This window comes from Rothia sp. (in: high G+C Gram-positive bacteria) (genome assembly GCF_015265375.1).
Taxonomy (GTDB): Bacteria; Actinomycetota; Actinomycetes; order Actinomycetales; family Micrococcaceae; genus Rothia.
In genome coordinates this window covers 12,402-27,948 of the sequence record NZ_JABZXW010000029.1, presented here as the reverse complement: position 1 = coordinate 27,948, position 15,547 = coordinate 12,402, and the positions used below count along the sequence as shown (strand labels likewise).

General features: G+C 59.1%; 16 protein-coding genes. 13 read left to right on the top strand and 3 right to left on the bottom strand.

Annotation, left to right across the window (positions count from 1 at the left end; translation table 11 throughout):
* Window positions 1–76: 76 nt before the first annotated feature.
* A complete protein-coding gene (locus HXO69_RS05300; RefSeq protein ID WP_296545738.1) occupies window positions 77–700 on the bottom strand; it encodes a class I SAM-dependent methyltransferase in 624 nt (207 codons plus the stop codon).
* A gap of 143 nt (window positions 701–843) precedes the next feature.
* On the opposite strand from HXO69_RS05300, the gene hflX reads away from it, so the two are divergent.
* Both hflX and HXO69_RS05290 read left to right on the top strand, forming a co-directional pair.
* Complete coding sequence (hflX, locus tag HXO69_RS05295) at window positions 844–2,556, top strand: GTPase HflX (protein ID WP_296545737.1); 1,713 nt, start codon at window positions 844–846, stop codon at window positions 2,554–2,556.
* A gap of 6 nt (window positions 2,557–2,562) precedes the next feature.
* A complete protein-coding gene (locus tag HXO69_RS05290) occupies window positions 2,563–4,629 on the top strand; it encodes an ATP-dependent DNA helicase (protein WP_296545735.1) in 2,067 nt (688 codons plus the stop codon).
* A 178-nt stretch (window positions 4,630–4,807) separates the two neighbouring features.
* Here the strand turns inward: HXO69_RS05290 and lexA are convergent, their stop codons facing one another.
* Window positions 4,808–5,482 (bottom strand): transcriptional repressor LexA, encoded by a 675-nt coding sequence (gene lexA, locus HXO69_RS05285; protein ID WP_070643922.1) that lies wholly within the window; start codon window positions 5,480–5,482, stop codon window positions 4,808–4,810.
* Between the two features lie 840 nt (window positions 5,483–6,322).
* Here lexA and HXO69_RS05280 point away from each other — a divergent pair.
* From HXO69_RS05280 to HXO69_RS05270, 3 genes are all read left to right on the top strand, one after another.
* A complete protein-coding gene (locus HXO69_RS05280) occupies window positions 6,323–6,970 on the top strand; it encodes a LysM peptidoglycan-binding domain-containing protein (RefSeq protein ID WP_296545733.1) in 648 nt (215 codons plus the stop codon).
* Window positions 6,971–7,088: 118 nt separating this feature from the next.
* The gene (locus HXO69_RS05275) at window positions 7,089–7,832 is read left to right on the top strand and encodes an imidazole glycerol phosphate synthase (protein ID WP_296545731.1); all 744 of its coding nucleotides are present in this window, start codon (window positions 7,089–7,091) and stop codon (window positions 7,830–7,832) included.
* Window positions 7,832–8,617: a HisA/HisF-related TIM barrel protein gene (locus HXO69_RS05270; protein ID WP_296545730.1), complete on the top strand. Its 786-nt coding sequence runs from the start codon at window positions 7,832–7,834 to the stop codon at window positions 8,615–8,617. Before HXO69_RS05275 ends, HXO69_RS05270 begins: the two co-directional genes overlap by 1 nt.
* A 103-nt stretch (window positions 8,618–8,720) precedes the next feature.
* On the opposite strand, the gene HXO69_RS05265 is transcribed toward HXO69_RS05270, so the two are convergent.
* Window positions 8,721–9,143, bottom strand: coding sequence for a DUF1844 domain-containing protein (locus HXO69_RS05265; protein ID WP_070594146.1), 423 nt, complete (start codon window positions 9,141–9,143; stop codon window positions 8,721–8,723).
* A 293-nt stretch (window positions 9,144–9,436) separates the two neighbouring features.
* Between HXO69_RS05265 and infC the strand changes: the two genes are divergently transcribed.
* From infC to HXO69_RS05225, 8 genes are all read left to right on the top strand, one after another.
* Window positions 9,437–10,138 carry a translation initiation factor IF-3 gene (infC, locus tag HXO69_RS05260; RefSeq protein ID WP_005507875.1) on the top strand — a complete coding sequence of 234 codons (702 nt, stop codon included), beginning with the start codon at window positions 9,437–9,439 and terminating at the stop codon, window positions 10,136–10,138.
* Between the two features lie 197 nt (window positions 10,139–10,335).
* On the top strand, window positions 10,336–10,530 hold the full coding sequence (gene rpmI, locus HXO69_RS05255) for a 50S ribosomal protein L35 (RefSeq protein ID WP_004006287.1): 195 nt from the start codon (window positions 10,336–10,338) through the stop codon (window positions 10,528–10,530).
* Between the two features lie 114 nt (window positions 10,531–10,644).
* The gene (gene rplT, locus HXO69_RS05250; protein ID WP_005507127.1) at window positions 10,645–11,025 is read left to right on the top strand and encodes a 50S ribosomal protein L20; all 381 of its coding nucleotides are present in this window, start codon (window positions 10,645–10,647) and stop codon (window positions 11,023–11,025) included.
* Between the two features lie 117 nt (window positions 11,026–11,142).
* Complete coding sequence (locus HXO69_RS05245; protein ID WP_296545726.1) at window positions 11,143–12,144, top strand: RNA methyltransferase; 1,002 nt, start codon at window positions 11,143–11,145, stop codon at window positions 12,142–12,144.
* A 91-nt stretch (window positions 12,145–12,235) separates the two neighbouring features.
* Window positions 12,236–13,156, top strand: coding sequence for a cation diffusion facilitator family transporter (locus HXO69_RS05240; protein WP_060823723.1), 921 nt, complete (start codon window positions 12,236–12,238; stop codon window positions 13,154–13,156).
* 18 nt (window positions 13,157–13,174) lie between these two features.
* A complete protein-coding gene (locus HXO69_RS05235; RefSeq protein ID WP_294643644.1) occupies window positions 13,175–13,990 on the top strand; it encodes a DUF421 domain-containing protein in 816 nt (271 codons plus the stop codon).
* A 16-nt stretch (window positions 13,991–14,006) separates the two neighbouring features.
* On the top strand, window positions 14,007–14,489 hold the full coding sequence (locus HXO69_RS05230; RefSeq protein ID WP_296545724.1) for a (deoxy)nucleoside triphosphate pyrophosphohydrolase: 483 nt from the start codon (window positions 14,007–14,009) through the stop codon (window positions 14,487–14,489).
* Window positions 14,490–14,802: 313 nt separating this feature from the next.
* Window positions 14,803–15,324, top strand: coding sequence for a hypothetical protein (locus HXO69_RS05225; protein WP_049352677.1), 522 nt, complete (start codon window positions 14,803–14,805; stop codon window positions 15,322–15,324).
* Window positions 15,325–15,547 lie beyond the last annotated feature (223 nt).

Here is a 15,547-nt window from a genome sequence, read left to right as displayed (position 1 = left end):
TGAAACTAAAATCACAAAACACCCGCCGCTTTTACGTTTTTAGCAATGAGCGCCAGAGGAATCAGCGCCAGGGGCTTTAGTCCTCGTAGCGGTGCACCTGCAGGATACGGAAGCCCTTCGAGGTCGCATAGCGCGACACCTCAAACTCGCCGGGGTACAAATCCTCAAGCTGCGCATCCATCCACTTCTGTAGTGAATCGGAGCCGAGGTTCTTCTGAACCACCAGGTAGGCGTCACCGCCGGGCGCCAGGCGCGGCAGCCAGGTCAGCAGGATCTCGTGCAGAACCTCCTTACCCACGCGAATCGGCGGGTTCGACCAGATGGTATCGAAACGCAGTTCGGGGTCAACAGAGTCGGGGGTTCCCACGGTGACGTTTGACAGGCCGAGAGCGGCGGCGTTGCGTTCGGTCAGGCTGATGGAGCGGGAGTTCACGTCCACCGCGTGCACCTGCGCCTGCGGGGCGAGCATCGCCAGAGTCAGGGTGATGGGGCCCCAACCGCAACCGATGTCGAGCATGCGTTCGCCCTGCGGGTCGGGTGCTTCCTGCAGCAAAATAGCGGTGCCCTTATCAATGCCGGAGGGGCTGAAAATGCCGTTAGCAGTAGTGACGGTGACCTTGCGGCCGGCAAGTTCCACCTGCACGGGGCGGGGCTTGAACTCGGTCTCGGGGGTTTCAGAGAAATAATGCTGCTCGCTCATGCTATCCAGTGTACCGGTAGGGCAAGATCCCGCCGCACACGGGCAGAGTATGCGCGGGGTGGGTCAGCAGGTTGCACGCCCTGAGCGCACAGGTGACCGAACCCCCTACCCGATGCGGGCAACGGCGGTAGAATTAGAGTCGTATGAATTCTAAGAACACCCCCGTATCTGATACCGAAAAGCTGCCCAGCGATGAGCAGCTGCGCCGCACCGTAGACCGCGTTCTGGGGCGCTCCCAGGCCGCCGCCTCCGTCACGACGTATGACGCCGCCGGTACCGCGCACCACAGCGATAACTCCTCCAGCATGCACGGCAACAATAGCCGCCGTGTGCTGGATACTCGCGCACGTGAAATTTCTGATGTTCAGCGCGAGCACTCTGAATTTGATGGTGACCAGGAAGACCTCGCCGAGCGCCGCGCACTGCGCCGTATCGCGAACCTCTCCACCGAGCTTGAAGACGTCACCGAGGTTGAGTACCGCCAGCTGCGTCTGGAGCGCGTGGTGCTTGCCGGCCTGTGGACCGAGGGCACCGTAGAGGACGCCGAGAACTCCCTGCGTGAGCTCGCGGCACTGGCTGAAACCGCAGGTTCTGAGGTTCTGGACGGCCTGGTTCAGCGCCGCCTCAAGCCGGACCCCGGCACCTTCCTCGGCTCCGGTAAGGCACTGGAACTCAAGGACATTGTGGAGGCGACCGGCGCCGACACCGTGATTGTCGATTCCGAGCTGGCGCCCTCTCAACGTCGTGCCCTTGAGGACATTGTGAAGGTCAAGGTCATTGACCGCACCGCCCTGATTCTCGATATTTTCGCTCAGCACGCTAAGTCCCGCGAGGGTAAGGCACAGGTTGAGCTGGCTCAGCTGGAGTACATGCTGCCGCGTCTGCGTGGTTGGGGTGCGTCCCTGTCCCGCCAGGCGGGTGGCCGTGCCGCAGCCGGTGAGGGTATCGGTTCGCGTGGTCCCGGCGAAACCAAGATTGAGATGGACCGCCGCCGCCTGCGCGCTCGCATGGCGAAGCTGAAGCGTGAGATTGCCGCGATGGCACCGGCGCGTGAGACGAAGCGCCTGAACCGCCGCCGTAACCGTGTGCCCTCGGTGGCTATCGCCGGGTACACGAACGCGGGTAAGTCCTCCCTGTTGAACCGTCTGACCGACGCTGGCGTGCTCGTTGAGAACGCCCTGTTTGCGACCCTGGACCCGACCGTCCGTAAGGCTCAGACCCCGGACGGTATCGGCTACACCCTCTCTGACACGGTGGGTTTCGTGCGTTCGCTACCGACCCAGCTGGTCGAGGCGTTCCGCTCCACCCTGGAAGAGGTTGCCGACGCTGACGTCATCCTGCACGTGGTCGATGCTTCGCACCCGGACCCGGAGGGGCAGATTCGTGCTGTCCGCGAGGTCATCGCGGAGGTCGACGCCCGCCATATCCCCGAGATCATTGTGCTGAATAAGGCGGATGCCGCCGACCCGTTCGTGCTGGAGCGTATGCGCCAGCGCGAGCCGGAGCATGTGATTGTTTCGGCGCGTACCGGTGAGGGTATTGAGGAGCTGAAGCAGAAGATTGCGGACACCATTCCGCGCCCCTCCATTGAGGTGAGGCTGCTGATTCCGTACTCGCACGGTGAGATTATTTCGCGCCTGCACGAGTGGGACGCCGAAATTAAGAGCACTGATTTCGTATCGGACGGCACCTTCGTGGTGGCTCTGGTCCGTGAGGATGTCGCCTCCGAACTGTCCGAGTATGTGCTGGAGGGCGACCTGCTGGAGGTTCTGGAAGAGGAACTTGCGGAGGCACGCGCCCTCACTGAAGCGACCGCATCTGAATCTGAGCAGCCCTCTGATTCTGAGGCTCTCTAGGAGCGTATGAGCGTGACCGAGAGCATCAACGCGCCCAAAAACGCCCCGGGAACTGCACCCGCAACCGACGGCACCCGATTCACCGGGCAGGAGCTTGAGACCCTGCCCGGTGCTAAGGATGCCCTGACCCTGCTGGATGAGGCAGTTGCCGCCACCGGCGGTCAGAACCGCGCCGGTCAGCGCACCATGGCGGCGCACGTGGCGCAGGCTCTTGAGCTGCAGCGTCACCTGCTGGTTCAGGCGGGTACCGGTACCGGTAAGTCCCTGGGCTACCTGGTTCCTGCCCTGGCGCGTGTGGGGGAGTCTGACCAGCCGATTGTGGTTGCGACGGCGACCCTTGCCCTGCAGGCGCAGATTGTGAACCGCGATATTCCGCGTCTTCTGGAAGCGCTGGAGCCGCGCCCGGAGTCTCAGGCGCAGGTGGCTCTGCTCAAGGGCCGCAATAACTACCTCTGCCTGCACAAGCTGGAAGGCGGCTACCCGGAAGACGAGCCGGATGTTCTCTTCGACATGCCTTCTTCGACCTCCCGCGTGGGCGAGGAAGTGGTGCGTCTGCGCGAGTGGGCTGACCACACTGAGACCGGTGACCGTGACGAGCTGAAGCCCGGCGTCTCTGATCGCGCCTGGGCTCAGGTGTCGGTGAGCGCTGCCGAGTGTCTGGGCCGCCGCTGCCCGCTGGTGGAGGAGTGCTTCAGCGAGATGGCGCGCAGCCGTGCCGCTGAGGCTGACATCGTCATCACGAACCACGCCCTGCTGGCGATTAACGCTTTTGAGGGCATGAAGGTCCTGCCCGAGCACGAGACGGTCATTATTGACGAGGCTCATGAGCTGGTTGACCGTGTGACCGGCGCGGTATCTGGTTCTTTGACGGTTGCGATGGTTCGCCGTGCGGCGCGTAGCGTGAAGAAGCATTCGAAGGCTGATTCCGGTGCCCTGGAAATGGCTGCCGGCACCCTGGAGACCGCTTTCGAGGGTCTTGCCGAGGGCCTGCTGAAGGGCCTGGACGGTCGCCTCCTGACCGCTATTTCTGCGGTGAATGATGCCGCCCGCACCGCCCTGTCCGACACCAAGCCGGACGGCCAAGACGTTGACGCGGGCCTGCAGATGGCGCGCTCGCGTGTCTCTGAGGTGCACGATATGAGCAGCCGCATTCTGGAGGCTTCTGCCGAGCAGGATGTGCTGTGGATTTCTCGTCAGGGTGGCTGGGAGAACGGCCGCTACGTGGCCGCTTCCGATACCGACCCTGCGACCCTGAACATTGCGCCGCTGAGCGTTGGCCTGCAGTTACGTGACGGACTCTTTGCTGACCGCACCGTGATTTTGACGAGCGCGACCCTGACGGTGGGCGACTCTTTTGACGTTGCCGCCGCCGCCCTGGGTCTGCAGGGCGAGGGCGCGCCCCGCTGGATGAGCATCGACGTGGGTTCGCCGTTCGACTACCGCAAGCAGGGCATCATGTACGTTGCCGGAGATTTGAAGCCTCCGGGATTTGGCGTGCATGAGGGCCAGCTGGAGCGCCTACGTGAGCTGTGCGAGGCGTCGGAGGGTGGCGCCCTGGGCCTGTTCTCCTCGAAGCGTGCCGCTGAGCGTGCCGCCGAGTACATGCGTGAGCACAGCGACCTGAACATTCTTCTGCAGGGTGAGTCTTCACTCAAGGCCCTGGTGGAGGAGTTCAGCGAGGACGTTGACTCATGCCTGTTCGGAACGATGAGCCTGTGGCAGGGTGTGGACGTTCCCGGTGACTCTTGCCGCTTGGTGGTGATGGACCGCATTCCGTTCCCGCGCCCGGATGACCCGATTGCGCAGGCTCGTACGGAGGCGGTGAACCGTCACCGCGGTAACGGCTTTATGGCGGTTTCTGCTCACCACGCGGCGATTCGTATGGCGCAGGGCGCGGGTCGCCTGATTCGTTCGGTGTCTGACCGCGGCGTGGTGGCTGTGCTGGATTCTCGTGTAGCAACCAAGCGTTACGGCGGTTTCTTGATGAAGGCTATGCCGCCGATGTGGTCGACCCAGAATAAGGCAGCCGTAATTGGCGCGCTGGCTCGTCTTTCGGCGAGTATTGAGCGTTAGCTCGGGCAGGCTCCATTCCTGGCTACGCCGCGCTCTGATTTAGGAATATCCGCTGTGGAAATAGCCGCTTTGAAAATATTCGCTGTAGAAATATAGAAATCACCCCGGTGATACGTAAATGTTCACGTATCACCGGGGTGATTTTTATATAGAGCTAAAAGCCTCGCGGTTATGTCTTTTAGAGACTGCGTAGCACGGAGACGACCTTACCCATGACGGTTGCGCGGTCGCCCATAATCGGCTCGTAGTTGGCGTTGCGAGGCATGAGCCAGGTGTGGCCGTCGACCTGACGGAACACCTTCACGGTTGCCTCGTCGTCAAGCAGCGCGGCAACAATATCGCCGTTGTCGGCGGTGTGCTGCTCGCGGACGACCACCCAGTCGCCGTCGCAGATTGCGGCATCGATCATGGAGTCGCCCTTGACCTTGAGCATGAAGAGCTTGCCGCTACCGACCAGCTGGCGGGGCAGAGCGAGCACATCCTCCACGGACTGCTCGGCGGTAATGGGACCGCCCGCTGCGATTCGTCCGACCAGGGGAACGGGGACGAGGTCTTCGTCGCCGACCTCAAAGTTAGGAAGCTCGGGCAGGGACGAGGAAGAGCTACCGTGCATACCGACGCCGTTCTCATCCAGCACCTCAATGGCGCGGGGGAGCTTGGGGTCGCGGCGAATGTAGCCCATGGTCTCGAGACGACCGAGCTGGTGGGTGACCGAGGACAGGGACGCAAGACCCACCATGTCACCAATCTGGCGCATGGACGGCGGGTAACCCTTCTGTTCAATCTCGGTGCGGATCGCGTCAAGAATCTTCTGCTGGCGCGCGGTCAGCGCCGGACGGGGTGCTGTTGCCATTTCTTTTCCTTCGGTCTGTGCCCCGATTTCTGTACTCCGGTTTCTATGAGTCGGTCTCTATAGCCCGGTCGGGGTACGGATGGTGCTTCACACGTTTTCTGATGGTGCCCTAAAAATTTTGGGGGCCCTGTCGAAATGGGTCTTATCTCGTCAGGGGGTGGAGGAATTCTATTCGTGCCGGAGCAACGCGCAGGCAACGAGTCAGCGCCTCCGCCCTACATAGCAATACTCAGCCAGCAACACCTGCGGTCGATACAGAACCAAGCTGTAACGGGTACAGAAACCTGCTGTGAGTAGGACTCATCAGGAGCGTGTGGAACGTCTCTTGACACCAGTGTAGAACACTACACCGAAAAACTCAAACAAATATTCTAGATTTTTTCTTCGAAACTCGAAGAAATTTTTAGTACATCTCTGCTAGACTTTAGAACAAGAGTTCGTATATACTCTTGAATCTCTCCTGAAATATAGGATTTACGGGTGACTGTTCGAAGAATATTCGAAGATTTGGCCCCGAGTCCTTCGGGAGGTGAGAGTGAATGAGTGTTCGAATGTATTCGAATCCTCTGCCTCTCTCTTCGCACGTTCTACCCCGAATGTTTTAGACAGTATCCGGCGAAGAGAGAGCGCAGGGGATGGGGTGCCCAAAACTGGGGTACCCAAATCAACCCGGTGCATCCGACGCTCTGACCTAACTACTAGGGACTAGCTACCCAATAGTTATCGCCTAACAATCACCACTCCATAGTTATCACTCAACTAGGACCTCCGAGCGGGTATCGCTCGGCATTGCTAGACCCGCGGGGTAACCCCGGGGCGAGCTGAGAGAAAGGAACCACAATGACTACTGCAGCACCTATTGCTTCTCGCGGCACTTCTGCACACCTTCCGGCAGGTTTGGTGGTACTTCACCCCGCCCGCACTACCCAGCGTCACACGCGTGTGCCCTCTTCTCCTCAGTCTGTGCGTTCTTCTCGTGCGGCTCATGCACCCCGTCCCGCGCAGGTGGCGCAGTCTACCCACGTTCCCACCGTATCTGCACCCGCTGTATCTGCCCAAGCGCCCGCGTCGGTTCGCTCCGTAGCTTCTGAGGCGCAGGCTGCTTCTGATGCTCAGGCGCCTAGCGTGAAGAGTGCTCTTCTGGCTAAAAGTGGCGAGCTTCTGCGCGCGGTTCCCGCTTCTATTCGTCGTCTCGGTACTCCGCGCGGTTTCTTGAAGGGGCTGCCCCTGCTGACTTTGGCGGCGCTGATTGTGCTCGGTGCTATTAGCTTCTTTGGTCCGGCGGCTTCTGCTTCCGTGGAGAATGCTTCGGTGACCCGAACCGTCGTTGTGGTCAAGCACGGCGAGACCCTGTGGGATATTGCTCGAGAGGTCAATCCGCAGGGTGACACCCGTGATACTGTGGTTCGTATTATGGAGTTGAACTCGCTGACCAGCACCTCTGTTGATGCCGGTCAGCGTCTGGAGATTCCTCAGACTCAGCGCTAAGCACGGACCCGTATGTGGTCGGCTTCTGCATGAGGCTGATGTGTTGACTCCGAACCCGCTATCTCTCAAGCTAGAGTGCTTGAACCGAATTCTGAGCCTATGAAATAGGAGCGCACCGATGCCCGTCCCCGCTGAATCCACACCCGTCGAAACTGAAACTGTGCAGAGCGCTCGTCCTGTGGTTGCCGTCTTGGGCGAACCTGGATCTCGTGGCGCCCTGGTGAAGCTTCTTCAGGATGCGGGGGCGGACGTTATTGTCACCGCTGTGCCCGATCAGCTGCGTGAGGCGGATGGCATGGTGGTTGCCGGTGGCGCGAGCTCTCTTGAGGCATACGACGAGCTGAAAGCTAAGGACGCTGAGCGCGTGATTGGGCGCCGCGTTGCCGGCGGTCGTCCGGTGCTGGTTGCCGGTGCGGCACTGAGCTGCCTCTTTGACTCTATTACGGTGGAGCACCCGCAGATGGGGCAGGTTCAGGTGCAGGGCATGGGGGAGTGGCCCGGTGAGGGCGTGGAGCTTTCTACCCGCGACCTGATGCCCGGAACTTCCGCTCTGAGCCCGTCTGCCGATAGCGCGCTGCTCAAGGACCTTGAGGGTGAGGCTCACTTCAAATCCGAGCACGGCGTTTTTGAGTGGGCTTTTGATCAGAGCATTGACTATATTGCTCCTCCGGCGGTGACCTGGACGGTAACTGAACCTCCCTATATTGCGGCGGTTGAGAACGGCCCGCTGACGGCGGTGCAGTTCTGCCCGCTGGCATCCGGCGAGCTGGGTGCTGAGTTTATGCGCCGTTGGGTTGCGTCTCTCGCGGTGACCGGTCGTCTGTCTTCTGGCGACTCCGCTACTGTTGCGGGAGGTAACTAATGTCTGCACCCGTTCTTGAACTTCTGCCCGCTGTTGATATTTCTGAAGGCTATGCAGTGCGCCCGGTGGGTGGCACCCTGTCCGGTGGTGAGCAACGCCTCGACCCGGTGGATGCGGCTCTGACCTGGGTGAAGGCTGGTGCCCGCTGGATCCACCTGGTTGACCTTGATTTGGCGTTTGGTCGCGGCACGAATACTGAGGTTCTGGCTGAGGTGGTTGCCGCCGTCCGTGCCGAGAATGCCCGAATGGGCTCCGCTCCGGTTCGTATCCAGGTCAGCGGCGGCGTTCGTAATGCTGAGAGCCTGGAGCGCGCCCTGAGCCTGAATCCGGACCGCGTGAACGTGACCAGTGCGGCTCTAACGGATTCTTCCTGGCTTGAAGGCACTCTGGCTCATTACGCCGATTCTGATCTTCTGGCTCTTGGTCTCGATGCCCGCTATAACCCTGAGCGGGGCTGGGTGACGGTGGCTCGCGGTACCGACTGGTCGGGCCCTGATCTGGCGGAGGCGCTGGCTTGGCTGGAGGGCGCGGGCGTGCGCCGCTATATCGTTACGGATGTGAGCAAGGACGGCTCGCTGGCAGGTCCCGGTGCGGAGCTGCTGGATGAGGTGTTGGCTCAGACTGCCTGTCGGGTGGTGGCGTCCGGTGGTGTGGCATCGCTGGCTGATCTTGAGAAGTTGCGTTCTATGGTTCCGTACGGTTTGGAGGGTGTGGTGCTTGGTAAGGCGCTGTACGTGGGTAACTTTAGTTTTGAGCAGGCTCTCGAGGCCGCGGGTTCCCGCTAAAGATACCGCTCCCGCTAACCCGCACAGACTTTATACATAACGAAGCCCCGTCTTCCTCGGCGTGAGGGAGACGGGGCTTCGCTGTGATGAGACCGGGTACGGTTTAGTAGACCGGGCCGGTGAGCTTTTCGCCGGGGCCCTTGCCGGGCTCGTCCGGGAAGGGGGATGCTTCGCGGAATGCGAGCTGCAGGGTGCGCAGGCCGTCGCGCAGGGGTGCTGCGTGCTGGGAGCCGATTTCGGGTGCTGCGGCGGTGACGAGGCCTGCCAGCGCGGTGATGAGCTTGCGTGCTTCGTCGAGGTCCTTGAGGTCGTCGGCGTTTTCTTCGGCTGCCAGGCCGCACTTGACGGCTGCGGCGCTCATCATGTGGATGGCTGCGGAGCTGATGATTTCGATGGCGGGTACGTCTGCGATGTCGCGCAGCTGTTCGTTGACGGCTTCGACCTGCTCTTCGGTGAGTTCGGTGTGGCCGTGTACGGGGGTTTCTTCTTCCGCAGTGAAGCGGAAACTCGTGTTTTCAGTGCTCATAGTCCTAGAATCTCATATTTCGTTTGTTTCGGTAAATGCGTCCTTAAGAGTGGGCGCCTCCGTGGACTTTCCGCGGTCAGGACCGCAATTTTTATGGTGTTTTACGTCTAATTCCTTGCGCCTGTAGGGGGTTCTGCGGTATGGTTGTAGGCAGTTTGCAAGTGGAGCATGCCTCCCACCCGGTTGACCGCCGCAGACGTTAGTTTGCGAGTTTTGAGGTGAACGGGTTCGTCCGCCGCTTTCGGCGTACGCTGGTTTGTGCCTCCGCTTGTGTAACTGCGGGGGCTTTTTTAGTGCCCGCAACGGATAGTATTCACGGGGAAACCCACAGAGCACAGGAGCTAGTCATTAGCGAACCACGCATTAACGATCGTATCCGCGTTCCCGAGGTCCGTCTTGTCGGTCCCGGTGGCGAGCAGGTAGGCGTTGTCCCTCTGAAGGACGCTCTGCGTCTGGCTGAGGACGCCGAACTCGACCTGGTCGAGGTTGCCCCGAACGCGAAGCCGCCCGTGTGCAAGCTCATGGATTACGGTAAGTACAAGTACGAAGCCGCAATCAAGGCTCGTGAATCCCGCAAGAAGCAGGCTAATGCCGTTCTGAAGGAGATCCGTTTCCGCCTGAAGATTGATACCCACGACTACGAAACCAAGGTTGGACACGCTCGTCGTTTCCTTTCCGGTGGTGACAAGGTCAAGGCAATGATTCAGTTCCGTGGTCGTGAGCAGCAGCGCCCCGAGATGGGTGTGCGTCTGCTGGAGCGTCTGGCGGCTGAGCTGGCTGAGGTGAGCACCGTTGAGTCTCGCCCCCGTCAGGATGGCCGCAACATGGTGATGGTTCTGGCTCCGCTTCGCGGTAAGGCAGAGGCTCGCCGTGAGCAGGGCGCCGGCGGTCGCAAGGGTCGCGAGCGTATTGACACGACCAAGGCGAAGCCCGTAACTAATTCTCTGGCAGACGCTATGCCTGCTGAGTTGAAGGCACAGGCTTCCGCCGAGTAGGGAACCGGGTCGTCACTTTAGGATGGGCACGCGCCTCCACCGTTGGGTGGGTGTTGCGGGTTCACCCGGTGCCGGTTCCGAGGCACCTCGTTGGGGGTGCCTCACCTTTGGTCCTTGGGGCTGATGCGTGTATCGCTCAACCCCACTAAGCTACCCCGCCGTTGTGGCGGGGGATGAATGTAAGGAGAACGGCAGCTATGCCGAAGCAGAAGACCCACTCTGGTGCTAAGAAGCGCTTCAAGCTCACCGGTAGCGGCAAGGTTAAGCGCCAGCAGGCGAACCGCCGCCACTACCTGGAGCACAAGTCCTCTCGTCTGACCCGTCGTCTGGCTTCTGACCAGATCGTTACCGGCGGCCAGGCAAAGGTTGTCAAGAAGATGCTGGGTAAGTAAGCAACGCTTACTCTCTGCACCTGGCGCACCGATAGTGGTGCGCACTGATTAAAGACTCGCTCCTGTTCAGCGTGATATGTGAGCTGTTCAGGACATAAGACGAAGGAGACACACGTGGCACGTGTGAAGCGCGCGGTTAACGCGCACAAGAAGCGCCGTACTATTCTCGATCGTGCATCCGGCTACCGCGGTCAGCGTTCTCGCCTGTACCGTAAGGCTAAGGAGCAGGTCACTCACTCGCTGGTTTACAGCTACGACCACCGTCGTAAGAAGAAGGGTGACTTCCGTCGCCTGTGGATTCAGCGTATCAACGCTGCTTCCCGCGCACAGGGCCTGACCTACAACCGCTTCATCCAGGGCCTGAAGGCTGCTGGTGTTGAGGTTGACCGCCGTATGCTGGCTGAGCTGGCTGTTAACGAGCCCGCTGCCTTCAACGCACTGGTTGAGATTGCTAAGAACAACCTGCCCGAGGACACCTCGGCTCCCAAGGCTTAATGAGCCTAGGTTGTGTTCTTACCTCGAAAATCTAGGTTCGGGGTAGGATGCTTAAGCGTCGTGAGCGGCCGTCTGCACTTTTGAGTGTGGGCGGCCGCTTTCTGCGTATTTGGGGTTGTGCGTGTGGCTGTTCTGCGTTTTTGGGTGTGCCTTTGCCTGTACCCTTTAAGGGTGAACTTTTTTGAACGTATTAGTACCCCCGTTGTGATGTCCAATCCGCAGGCAGATCGTGTGCGCGATATTGCGAAGCTGCGTACCCGCGCCGCCCGCACGAAGAAGGGCCAGTTCCTGGTGGAAGGCCCGCAGGCTGTGCGTGAGGCGTTGAAGGCGCATCTGAAGAAGCCGATTCTGGATGCTGTCTACGTTACGGAGGCGGCGTTTGACCGTCATGAGGATATCGCCGAGCTGCTGGAGCAGGTCTACGGTACTCCCACCCCGGAGGAGGGCCGCCGCGTTTTCATGCGTGTGGTGACCGATGAGGTGCTGGAGGCGATGGCTGATTCGGTGAGCCCGCAGGGTATTATTGCGGTTTCCTTTATGGTGGATGCGTCGTTCTCGCTGCTGTGGGGTGAGGGCGCGTTGAACCCGAAGCTGATTGCTGTGCTGTCTCGTGTGCAGGATCCGGGTAATGCGGGCACGATTCTTCGTGTTGCTGATGCGGCCGGTGCTGACTTGGTGATTACGACTAAGGGTTCGGTGGCTTTGTATAACCCGAAGACGGTGCGTTCTACCGCGGGTTCGCTGTTCCATGTGCCGATTATTCAGGGCGTGCAGCTGGAGGATTTCGCGGAGGATGTGAAGTCTCAGGGTACTGCTGTGTTGGCTGCTGACGGTTATGGTGCGGTGAATCTGCAGGAGCTGAGTGAGTACACGGCGGCTCGTCGTGCCGGTGTGGAGGCGAGTGCCCCGTCCGGTGTGAAGGGTAATTTTGATCTTTCTAAGCCGACCATGTGGCTTTTCGGGAATGAAGCGCAGGGCCTGAACGCTGAAGAGAAGGCAGCGGCGACCATGCGCGTGGCTGTTCCTGTCTATGGTTCGGCTGAGTCTTTGAATGTGGGTACGGCTGCTGCTGTGTGCCTGTATGCTTCGGCGATGGCTCAGCGCGGCGTTTCTCGCTAGGCTTTGGGCGGTTCGTGGCTGTGGTGCAGCGGCGGGCCGCCTTCGCCTCATATTTTTAGAGTTTTGGTTTAGGGCTGTAGAAAGGGAAATCATGTCTGCTCCTTCTGGTCATTCGGGTTCGGGCGCGATTATTGCCGCGCTGGGCGCGAACCTGGGTATTGCGGTGCTGAAGTTTTTGGCTTTTGCGCTGACTCGTTCTTCGTCGATGCTGGCGGAGGCTATTCACTCGGTGGCTGACTCCGGTAATCAGCTTCTGTTGCTGCTGGGCGGTCGTGCTTCGCAGAAGCAGGCTGATGAGGAGCACCCGTTTGGTTATGGCCGTAACCGCTATATTTACGCGTTTATTGTTTCGATTATTATCTTCGCGCTGGGTGGTTTGTTCGCCCTGTATGAGGGTTATGAGAAGCTGCATGACCCGCACGGTATTACTGAGTGGCAGTGGGTTCCGGTGGCTGTTCTGGTGGGTTCGATCCTGCTGGAGGGTAACTCGTTCCGCGTTGCTGTGAAGGAGTCGCGTGAGCTGAAGGGCAAGCAGAGCTGGATGCGTTTCTTGCGTACTTCGAAGAACCCGGAGCTTCCGGTGCTTCTGCTGGAGGATGCGGGTGCGTTGCTGGGTCTGATTTTCGCGCTTTTTGGCGTGGGTATGACTCTGTTGACCGGTAATGGTCTGTGGGATGCGTTCGGCACCCTGGCTATTGGTGTGCTGCTGGTCTTTATTGCTGTGTTCCTTGCGGTGGAGATGAAGTCGCTGATTTTGGGTGAGGCTGCTTCGCCGGAGGATTTGGCGAAGATTCGTGCGGCGATTGAGGATGGCGATAGCGAGCGCATTATCCACATTAAGACTGTGCACCTGGGTCCTGAGGAGATTCTGGTGGCGGCAAAGATTCGTATTCATGATGCTGACACTGGTCGTGCGGTGGCTGATGAGATTGACGCGGCTGAGGTTCGTATTCGCGAGGCTGTTCCTGCGGCACGCATCATTTATTTGGAGCCGGATATTTTCCGGGCTTAGTTCTAGGAGATTTTTGTTATGACCGTTGAGATGATCGTTGATGGTTTGCTAAAGATTTTCGTTGGCCTGATCATTCTTTTGGTGTACCTGCGTCTGACTCACCGTTCTCAGGCGGGGCACCAGACCCCGATTGATACCATCGGTAACTTTGTCATCGGTGGTGTGTTCGGTGGCGTGTTGTACAGCAAGCAGATTAGCCTGTTCTACTTTGTCATCTACATGGTGTTTACGCTGTGCATGATTCAGCTGCTGAACGTGGCGACCACGAAGATTCGTTTTCTGCATATGGCGGTGCGTGAGCAGCGCGTGCCGGTCATTACGGATGGTGATATCGATATTAAGAGCTTCCAGCAGGCAGATGTGGTTCTTGATCCGATGCGCCTGATTGCTGACCTTCGTGCGCAGGGTATTTACGACCTGGAAGACATTGAGTTCGCTCAGATTGAACCGAACGGTGCGCTGAGCGTGATCCGTAAGGGTGACGGTGTGCCGAACTTTGCTCTGATTGTGAAGGGTAGCTTGGTCACTCGCGATATCGCGGATGCGCACAAGACCGAGGATTGGGTGTACCTACAGTTGCGTGCCGCTGAGGTCGAGCTTGAGGATGTCTTCCTCATGGAGTTCAAGAACGGTAACCGCCTTCTGATTCTGCTGAATGACGGCACTAATATTCGCCGTGAGGTGGCAGAAGCCTCGAATATGAATGATGAGGAAGAAGAGTGGCAGGAAGGCGTGGAGGAAGCTCCTGAGCCTGAGGATACTGAGGATGCAGAGAAGGAAGTAGCGGAGCACGCTGCTGAAGATGCGCATCCGATGAAGGATTCTAAAGCGTAGAAGAAGGTAGAGAAAGATGAGTGAAGTGTCGCCCTCGTTTGAGGTTCAGGTGGTTGGCGCCGCCGTGGTTGATTCTTTGGTGGCTCCGACCCGTATGCTGGTGGCTCAGCGTTCTGAGCCGCAGACTGTTGCCGGCATGTGGGAGTTCCCGGGCGGTAAGGTCGAGCCGGGGGAGAGCTGCAAGCAGGCGCTGGTGCGTGAGCTGAAGGAGGAGCTGGGCGTGCAGGCGCGTTTGGGTGCTGAGGTGCCCGGCGCGTATCCGCAGGGCTGGCGTCTGAGTGAGCGTCTGGCGATGCGCGTGTTCTTTGCGGAGATTCTTTCGGGTACTCCGGATACTTTGGAAGATCATAGTGCTCTGCGGTGGATGCCGTTGCCGAAGTCTAAGGATGACGCGCAGGCGTACGATGACCTGCTGGGTTTGCCGTGGATTCCTGCTGACTTCCCGATTGTGGAAGCGCTCCTGCAGCAGCTGCAGGATGCAGGTACTGGCGAGGCGTAGACCCAAGGTCTGACCTAATGCTCTGCGCTAGTTCGTTGCGAGGCTAAGTCACCGTTATGTGACACGTTCGCGGCGGTAACAGGATAAATTTTCTCTATCTTTTTTGACACTGTTTGAAGGCGGGATTCCCTGTGGGGAGTCCCGCCTTTATTCATATTTTGAGGGCGATTTATGCGCCAGGTGATTCTGACTTGTGTATTTGTTGGGGAGGGGATTTTGTCATATATGGGTTCGACACGGATACATACTTTGGAAACCAATCGGTAGGCGGGTAGTATTGAGGGAGAAATCACATACGTATTGGGAGACAATGATGACTGCTCAACCCCCGTTTGATCCGGGTGCCTACCGCTCCGACGCGGTTCCCTCGGACACTCAAGCTATTTATATTCAGGAAGGCGGCGCTGAGCCGCGCGGAATTCTGTTCCACTCGCCGACCAAGCACCCGAAGATTCTGCGTCTGCAGGAGATTATGATTGTCTCCGCGCTGCTCTGCTTGATCCACGGTGTTATTTCCTCGTTCGCACCGGATAACCTGTCCCCGCTGAAGGGTCTGCCCGAGGTCGGCGTTGCAGGCGGTATCGGCCTGCTGGTTGTTTCTGCGGTTGTGTACATCTGGGTCTACTTCACGATTCAGAAGGGCAAGCGTCTGGGCCTGACTGTCGGTCTGATTTTTGCAATTCTGGGTGCGTTCGTGGCGATCCTGTCTCTGATTGGTAATGTCATTGACGCTCAGCGCTACGGCTTCGTGCCCCTGTACGCGGCATGGTTCATTGCGAACGTGCTGTGGATTCGTGCTTCTTTTGACCCGGCTGTGAAGCAGGCTCTGAAATAGAAGCGCCCTCTTCAACCCTGTTGTTGAAAAGATATACTCTAGAACGCCCGGATGGACTATCCGGGCGTTCTGCTGTTTACGTTTCCTTCTCTGGTCTAAAATGGATAGGATATGCGCCCGTCGCCTTCCCCTTGTCCCGCACCCTGTGTGGGTAGCCGGGGGAGAGCAGGCGGTGCTACCTAAGGTGTATAACGAGCCAGCCGGCATAGTGCCGGTGGTATGC

Coding starts and splice junctions, on each gene's coding strand:
- HXO69_RS05300 (WP_296545738.1), bottom strand. CDS start 700: ATGAGCGAGCAGCATTATTTCTCTGAAACCCCCGAGACCGAGTTCAAG.
- hflX (WP_296545737.1), top strand. CDS start 844: ATGAATTCTAAGAACACCCCCGTATCTGATACCGAAAAGCTGCCCAGC.
- HXO69_RS05290 (WP_296545735.1), top strand. CDS start 2,563: ATGAGCGTGACCGAGAGCATCAACGCGCCCAAAAACGCCCCGGGAACT.
- lexA (WP_070643922.1), bottom strand. CDS start 5,482: ATGGCAACAGCACCCCGTCCGGCGCTGACCGCGCGCCAGCAGAAGATT.
- HXO69_RS05280 (WP_296545733.1), top strand. CDS start 6,323: ATGACTACTGCAGCACCTATTGCTTCTCGCGGCACTTCTGCACACCTT.
- HXO69_RS05275 (WP_296545731.1), top strand. CDS start 7,089: ATGCCCGTCCCCGCTGAATCCACACCCGTCGAAACTGAAACTGTGCAG.
- HXO69_RS05270 (WP_296545730.1), top strand. CDS start 7,832: ATGTCTGCACCCGTTCTTGAACTTCTGCCCGCTGTTGATATTTCTGAA.
- HXO69_RS05265 (WP_070594146.1), bottom strand. CDS start 9,143: ATGAGCACTGAAAACACGAGTTTCCGCTTCACTGCGGAAGAAGAAACC.
- rpmI (WP_004006287.1), top strand. CDS start 10,336: ATGCCGAAGCAGAAGACCCACTCTGGTGCTAAGAAGCGCTTCAAGCTC.
- HXO69_RS05240 (WP_060823723.1), top strand. CDS start 12,236: ATGTCTGCTCCTTCTGGTCATTCGGGTTCGGGCGCGATTATTGCCGCG.
- HXO69_RS05235 (WP_294643644.1), top strand. CDS start 13,175: ATGACCGTTGAGATGATCGTTGATGGTTTGCTAAAGATTTTCGTTGGC.
- HXO69_RS05230 (WP_296545724.1), top strand. CDS start 14,007: ATGAGTGAAGTGTCGCCCTCGTTTGAGGTTCAGGTGGTTGGCGCCGCC.
- HXO69_RS05225 (WP_049352677.1), top strand. CDS start 14,803: ATGACTGCTCAACCCCCGTTTGATCCGGGTGCCTACCGCTCCGACGCG.